General features: G+C 73.5%; 7 protein-coding genes and 5 tRNA genes. 5 read left to right on the top strand and 7 right to left on the bottom strand.

Annotated features, from left to right (window positions below; all coding sequences use genetic code 11):
* Window positions 1–21: 21 nt before the first annotated feature.
* The 5 genes from ACF09E_RS19220 to ACF09E_RS19200 all read right to left on the bottom strand — a co-directional run bounded on the left by ACF09E_RS19220 (window position 22) and on the right by ACF09E_RS19200 (window position 507).
* Window positions 22–96, bottom strand: a tRNA-Val gene (locus ACF09E_RS19220).
* A gap of 41 nt (window positions 97–137) precedes the next feature.
* A tRNA-Val gene (locus ACF09E_RS19215) sits at window positions 138–209 on the bottom strand.
* 39 nt (window positions 210–248) lie between these two features.
* Window positions 249–320: transfer RNA gene (locus ACF09E_RS19210), tRNA-Val, on the bottom strand.
* A 1-nt stretch (window position 321) separates the two neighbouring features.
* Window positions 322–395: transfer RNA gene (locus ACF09E_RS19205), tRNA-Cys, on the bottom strand.
* A 39-nt stretch (window positions 396–434) separates the two neighbouring features.
* A tRNA-Gly gene (locus ACF09E_RS19200) sits at window positions 435–507 on the bottom strand.
* Window positions 508–739: 232 nt separating this feature from the next.
* On the opposite strand from ACF09E_RS19200, the gene ACF09E_RS19195 reads away from it, so the two are divergent.
* From ACF09E_RS19195 to ACF09E_RS19185, 3 genes are read left to right on the top strand one after another with little or no spacing between them, the layout of a single operon-like run.
* Window positions 740–1,807, top strand: coding sequence for a chorismate-binding protein (locus tag ACF09E_RS19195; RefSeq protein WP_392206231.1), 1,068 nt, complete (start codon window positions 740–742; stop codon window positions 1,805–1,807).
* Window positions 1,804–2,634: an aminotransferase class IV gene (locus ACF09E_RS19190; RefSeq protein WP_392206230.1), complete on the top strand. Its 831-nt coding sequence runs from the start codon at window positions 1,804–1,806 to the stop codon at window positions 2,632–2,634. The genes ACF09E_RS19195 and ACF09E_RS19190 overlap by 4 nt, the downstream gene beginning before the upstream one ends.
* Before the next feature lie 54 nt (window positions 2,635–2,688).
* Entirely contained in the window at window positions 2,689–3,528 is an 840-nt protein-coding gene (locus tag ACF09E_RS19185; RefSeq protein ID WP_392206229.1) for a GNAT family N-acetyltransferase, read from the top strand.
* Window positions 3,529–3,823: 295 nt separating this feature from the next.
* Here ACF09E_RS19185 and ACF09E_RS19180 read toward each other — a convergent pair whose 3' ends face one another.
* Window positions 3,824–4,339, bottom strand: a complete 516-nt coding sequence (locus tag ACF09E_RS19180; RefSeq protein WP_392206228.1) for a DsbA family protein — start codon at window positions 4,337–4,339, stop codon at window positions 3,824–3,826.
* Between the two features lie 174 nt (window positions 4,340–4,513).
* Between ACF09E_RS19180 and ACF09E_RS19175 the strand changes: the two genes are divergently transcribed.
* Both ACF09E_RS19175 and ACF09E_RS19170 read left to right on the top strand, forming a co-directional pair.
* Complete coding sequence (locus tag ACF09E_RS19175; RefSeq protein WP_392206227.1) at window positions 4,514–4,927, top strand: hypothetical protein; 414 nt, start codon at window positions 4,514–4,516, stop codon at window positions 4,925–4,927.
* Window positions 4,928–5,048: 121 nt separating this feature from the next.
* Window positions 5,049–5,213: a hypothetical protein gene (locus ACF09E_RS19170; protein ID WP_167346850.1), complete on the top strand. Its 165-nt coding sequence runs from the start codon at window positions 5,049–5,051 to the stop codon at window positions 5,211–5,213.
* Window positions 5,214–5,257: 44 nt separating this feature from the next.
* Here the strand turns inward: ACF09E_RS19170 and ACF09E_RS19165 are convergent, their stop codons facing one another.
* Window positions 5,258–5,815: a CGNR zinc finger domain-containing protein gene (locus tag ACF09E_RS19165; protein WP_392206226.1), complete on the bottom strand. Its 558-nt coding sequence runs from the start codon at window positions 5,813–5,815 to the stop codon at window positions 5,258–5,260.
* Window positions 5,816–6,000: the final 185 nt, after the last annotated feature.

Here is a 6,000-nt window from a genome sequence, read left to right as displayed (position 1 = left end):
TGCGGCCGGGGGCTTCCTGGATGGTGCGCGATACTGGGATTGAACCAGTGACCTCTTCCGTGTCAGGGAAGCGCTCTCCCGCTGAGCTAATCGCGCGGGTGATGCACACGGCGTACCCGAAGGTACTGCGTACTGCGTGCGCGATACTGGGATTGAACCAGTGACCTCTTCCGTGTCAGGGAAGCGCTCTCCCGCTGAGCTAATCGCGCGGGACGGTCCATGCGGACCGGATCTTCGGTTGTTCTGCGTGCGCGATACTGGGATTGAACCAGTGACCTCTTCCGTGTCAGGGAAGCGCTCTCCCGCTGAGCTAATCGCGCTTGGAGGTGGAGACGGGATTTGAACCCGTGTAGACGGCTTTGCAGGCCGTTGCCTCGCCTCTCGGCCACTCCACCAGGAGTGAATACGGGGGTTCGGGAAGATCCCCCACATCGAGCGGACGACGAGATTCGAACTCGCGACCCTCACCTTGGCAAGGTGATGCTCTACCAACTGAGCCACGTCCGCTTGTCGTTTCCGTTTCGCTTGCGCGTCCCGGCGACGTGTTGAACTCTAGCGGATTCCTGGGCCAGCACAAAAACGCGTTTCCGCAGCGTGCTGACCTGCGGACCGATCCGGGTGCCCGGCCGGGTGTCCCGGAGGGTTCGCGCCGCGTTCACTCGCCGTGTTCCCGGGGTGGCGGGGAGCCCCGTCCCCCGCGCCCCCGGTACCCCTCCTCCGGCGGACCTAGACTCGATGCGTGTACGACCTTGCTCCGCTGGCCCGCTTCGGCGGCCTCCTCGCGACCGACCTCCGGGACGTCACCCACGACCCCGAGGCCCTGGACTCCGCCGGCTTCTGGGCCGTCTGCGCGGACTTCGAGGGACGGCTGACCTGCGCCCGCTTCGGCGACGTGCGCGCCGAGCCGGTGCCCGCGCCCGTCCCCGGCGGCTGGCGCGGCCCCGCCGCCGGGGACTGGACGTCCTCGCTCGACCGCGCCGCGTACACCGCGGGCGTCCGGCGGGTGCGCGAGCACATCGCGCGGGGGGAGGTCTACCAGGCGAACCTCTGCCGGGTGCTGACCGCGCCGCTGCCGGACCCGGCGGCCGCCGACGTCGACGCCCTCACCGCGCTTCTCGCCCGGGGCAACCCCGCCCCGTACGCGGGCACGATCCGGCTGCCCGCGCACGGGGTGGAGATCGCCACCGCCTCTCCCGAGCTGTACCTCCGCAAGGAGGGGGCCCTGATCTCCTCCGGTCCCATCAAGGGGACCGGCCGCACCGCGGCGGACCTCCTGCCCAAGGACCACGCGGAGAACGTGATGATCGTCGACCTGGTCCGCAACGACCTGGGACGCGTCAGCGAGACCGGCTCCGTAGCGGTGCCCACCCTCTGCGGCGTCGAGGAGCACCCCGGCCTCGTCCACCTCGTCTCCACCGTCACCGGACTGCTGCGGGAGGACGCCGGCTGGCCGGAGCTGCTGGGCGCCACCTTCCCGCCCGGCTCCGTGACCGGGGCGCCCAAGTCCAGCGCGCTGCGGATCATCGAGGCCCTGGAGACCGCCCCCCGCGGCCCGTACTGCGGAGGCCTCGGCTGGGTCGACGCCGACGCGGGCACGGCGCAGCTGGCCGTCGGGATACGGACCTTCTGGATCGACCGCGCCGAGGGCGTGCTCCGCTTCGGCACCGGCGCCGGGATCACCTGGGGCTCCGACCCGGAGCGCGAGTGGGAGGAGACCGAACTGAAGGCGTCCCGGCTGGTCGCGATAGCGTCGGGCGCTCACGAGTCAGGCGCCCTCGAGGCGACCGGAAAGGCCACTTCCCGATGAAGATCTGGGTCAACGGCGGGCTGCACGACGCGGAGGCCGCCACGGTCTCCGTACTGGACCACGGACTGACCGTCGGCGACGGCGTCTTCGAGACGGTGAAGGCGGAGCGCGGCGGAACCTTCGCCCTCACCCTCCATCTGGAGCGCCTGACCCGGTCCGCCCGCGGACTCGGCCTGCCCGAGCCGGACCTGGACGAGGTCCGCCGCGCCTGTGCCGCCGTCCTGGAGGCCAACCCGATGGAGCTCGGCCGGCTCCGCATCACGTACACCGGCGGTGTCTCGCCGCTCGGCTCCGAGCGGGGCGAGGCGGGGACCGGCCTGGTCGTCGGTCTGGGGGAGACCGCCCGCCGCGCCGACTCCACCGCGGTGATCACCGTGCCGTGGACCCGCAACGAGCGGGGCGCCCTCACCGGGCTCAAGACCACCTCGTACGCCGAGAACGTGGTCGCCCTGGCCCGGGCGCGCGAGCGGGGCGCCTCGGAGGCGCTGTTCGCCAACACGGTCGGGCGGCTCTGCGAGGGCACGGGCTCGAACGTCTTCGTCGTGGTCGGCGGCCGGATCCTCACCCCGCCCGTCTCCTCCGGCTGCCTCGCCGGCATCACCCGGGCCCTCACCGTGGAGTGGACGGGCGCGCAGGAGGCCGACCTGCCGCTGGACGTCCTGGAGAGCGCCGACGAGGTCTTCCTGACCTCGACGCTCCGCGACGTGCAGGCCGTGCACCGGGTCGACGGCCGCGAGCTGTCGCCCGCGCCGGGTCCGGTCACCGCCAAGGCCATGCGGATCTTCGACGAGCACGCCGCGCGGGACCGGGATCCGCGGCTCCCGTAGCCGCCCGCGCAAAACCTGATGACGGACGGCCCGCGGGTGGGTAGAACACGGTTGATGACCACCACCCTGCGGCCGGCCGAGCCGCTTCAGCAGACGCCCGACGGCGGCCGTTCCCGCACCTACGACGTGTGTGTGAACAGCCGCCGCGTCGGCTCCGTGCACCTCTCCACCGACCCCGGCTTCGGCGCCGCCTCCGGCGTGATCAGCCGCCTCGGGGTCCTGGAGCCGGACCGGGGGCGCGGCCGCGGCACCGTCGCGGCGCTCGCCTCGGAGGAGGTCCTGCGGGGCTGGGGATGCGTCGAGGTGCAGATCTCGGTGCCCGCCGACGCCGGACCGGCGCTGCGGATGGCCGGCGCCCTCGGGTACACCGAGCGGAGCCGGAACATGGTCAAGGAACTGCCGGCCGAGCCGCCGGTCCTGCCGGAGGGCGTCGAGGTGCGGCCGATGACGGAGGCCGAGTACGAGGCCTGGGAGGTGCGGGCCAAGGAGGGCTTCGCGCGCAGCTGGACCGACCGGGGCGTGCCCGAGGAGCAGGCCCGCGCCAAGGCCGAGAGCAGCCATGCGAAGTACCTCCCCGAGGGGCTCGCCACCCCGGGCGTGGCGATCCACGTCGTCGTCCGGGACGGCCGGCCCGCCGGGCACCTGTGGACCGGCCGGATCGAGCTGGAGCCGGGACGGTGGGCGGCCTTCGTGTACGACATCGAGGTCGACGAGGCGCAGCGCGGCCACGGCTACGGGCGGGCGCTGATGCTGCTGGCCGAGCGGGTCGCGCGGGAGGCCGGGGAGACCCTGATCGGACTGCACGTCTTCGCGGGCAACGCCCCGGCGCTCCGGCTGTACGAGTCCCTGGGCTACCGCACGACGTACGTCAACAGCGCGAAGGAGCTGCGGTAGGGGAGGGGCGACGGCGGGAGGGCCCCGGCGGCTCCGGGCGGGACGTCGGGGCGCGGCGGGAAGGGCGGCGCGTCTCCGGTCCGTACGCCGCACCTCCGGTCCGTACGCCGCACCTCCGGTCCGTACGCCCGCGCCCTCCGGTCCGTACGCCCGCGGCCCCGGTCCGTACGCCGCACCTCCGGTCCGTACGCTCCGGGCGCCCGCGTCTCCGGTCCGTCCGCTCGGGCTTCGCGCGTACGGGGCTCGCGTCTCCCCGTCCCGTACGTCCGGCCGCGCGTCTCCGGCGCCCCGGTCCTCAGCCCTGCAGGAGGCGGTCGGCGATCTCCTCGATGCGCGCGCGCAGCCCGTCCTGGCTCTGGCCGCCGTCCAGCCGCTCGCCGTCGACCACGTACGTCGGCGTGCCGGTGACCTTGATCGCCTTGCCCTCGGCCTCGTCCGCGTCGACCGTCAGCAGGTGCCGCCCGTCGATCAGCGCCGTGTCGAACTCCTCGGCGTCCAGGCCGAGTTCGGCCGCGACCTCCAGGAGAACCGGCTCGCCCCGCTCGCCCAGCTCCGCGGTCCTGGCGAGCAGCGCCTCGGCGTACGGCCAGCCGCCGCCCTGGGCGAAGGCCTCCTCGGCCGCCTGCGCGGCGGCGTACGCGTGCTTGTGCTTGGCGAGCGGGAAGTGCCGCAGCTGCACGTCGAGCCGGTCGCCGTACTTCTCGCGCAGCGCGCGGACGTCGTCGAGGGCCCGCAGGCAGTCGGGGCACTGGAGGTCGAACCACGCCTCGACGACGACGGGGGAGGCGGGTGCGGTGGTGGAGTCGCTCATGGCAGCAGTCTCCCTCACCGGGGAGGAGCCGGTCGTCCCCGCACCGGGACCAGGGGAGGAGACCGGGGCCGGGCGACCCGGAGATCTCCCTGAGACCGGGCCCGGGACGTGGCCCCGAAGGGCCTCCCCGGTGCAGGATGGAAGGGACGTATCACCCGGGACCTGGAGGACCGCATGCTCGCCGAGACCATCTGCTCCGCGGTGTCCGCGGCGGGCCTGGGCATCGCCGCGATCACGGCGTACCGGAAGCGGTTCCTGTCCGCCGCCCGGATCGCGGCCTACTCCCTGGTGCCCATCGGTCTGGTCATGACGGGGGCCGTCGAATGGCTCGCGGACACGGCGTTCAGCCCGGTCGCCTGGGCCGGCTTCGGCGTCCTGGGCGCCGCGTGGCTGCTCTTCCTGTCCACCCGGGCCGTCGAACGGCGCCGTGGCGGACGCCGGCGGGCCGAGGGTGCGCCGGAGCCGGCGGCCGTGGCGCCCGCCGCCTCGTCGCCCTCGCGTGCCGTGACGGCGAAGCCGCGGACCGGCACGCCCGCGGGCGAGGACTTCAGCGACATCGAGGCGATTCTGAAGAAGCACGGAATCTGACCGCTTCTGGCCGTTCCCGCTTCCGTGATCGTCCGCCGATCCACGGGAAGGGGTGAACACCCCTTCCGATGATGCGTGTTGCGCATTTCCGGGGTCCGGCGTGCGCGATCATCCCCCCGAGATGCTGGATACCTCGCGGGAGACCGTCCCCGCCGCCCCCGATGCCCCCGCCGAAGAGCCGCGCGGCTGCCTGTTCGCGCTCTCGCAGCCCCCGTTGATGATCTTTCTCGGGGTGATCGGCTGTCTGCTCCTCATGGCCGCCGTGCACGATCTCTTCGTCCTGTGACGGGCCCGGGCCGGGTCGGGACCCGGTCGCCGGGGCCGGTCCCGTCAGCCCGCCGCCTCCTTGCGGCGCGCCCGGTACGCGGCCACGTGCAGCCGGTTGCCGCAGGTGCGGCTGTCGCAGTAGCGGCGCGAGCGGTTGCGGGAGAGGTCGACGAAGGCCCGGCCGCAGTCCGGCGCCTCGCAGCGCCGCAGCCGCTCCTGCTCGCCCGCCACCACGATGAACGCCAGCGCCATGCCGCAGTCGGCCGCGAGGTGGTCGGACACCGACGCGCCCGGCGCGAAGTAGTGCACGTGCCAGTCGTAGCCGTCGTGGTCGGTGAGCTGGGGCGTCGTCCCCGCGCCCGCCACCAGCTGGTTGATCAGGGGGGCCGCGATCCGGGCCTCGGGGGCGGAGAAGACCGCCGCGAACTTCTCGCGCACCTCGCGCACCGCCCGCAGGTCGGCCGCCCCGAGGTCGCCCACGTCGCTGATCTTGTGCGCGCGTACGAAGGTCCGCAGCCCCTGGATGTCCGCGAGCTCGTCGGCCCGGTCGCCCTGCGGCGCGGTGTTCATCAGATCGACGACTGTGTCGAGGGCGATCCGGGTGTCGTGGGGGATCAGCACGATTCGCTCCCTGGCCGGCCGCGGGCGGGCTCCCGCGGAATGGCGCTGACTTTAGCGCGACCGGGAAAAGGACAACGGCGCCCTCCACCGCGCCGGCTGCGCGGCGGGGAGCGCCGTTGTCGTGCCTGGATGGCTGCCCGCGCGGCGCCGTCGCCCCGAGTCGGACGGCGCCGTACGGCTCTCGG

The sequence above is a fragment of the Streptomyces sp. NPDC014891 genome (genome assembly GCF_043081085.1).
GTDB lineage: Bacteria > Actinomycetota > Actinomycetes > Streptomycetales > Streptomycetaceae > Streptomyces.
This window is presented reverse-complemented; position numbering and strand designations above follow the sequence as displayed.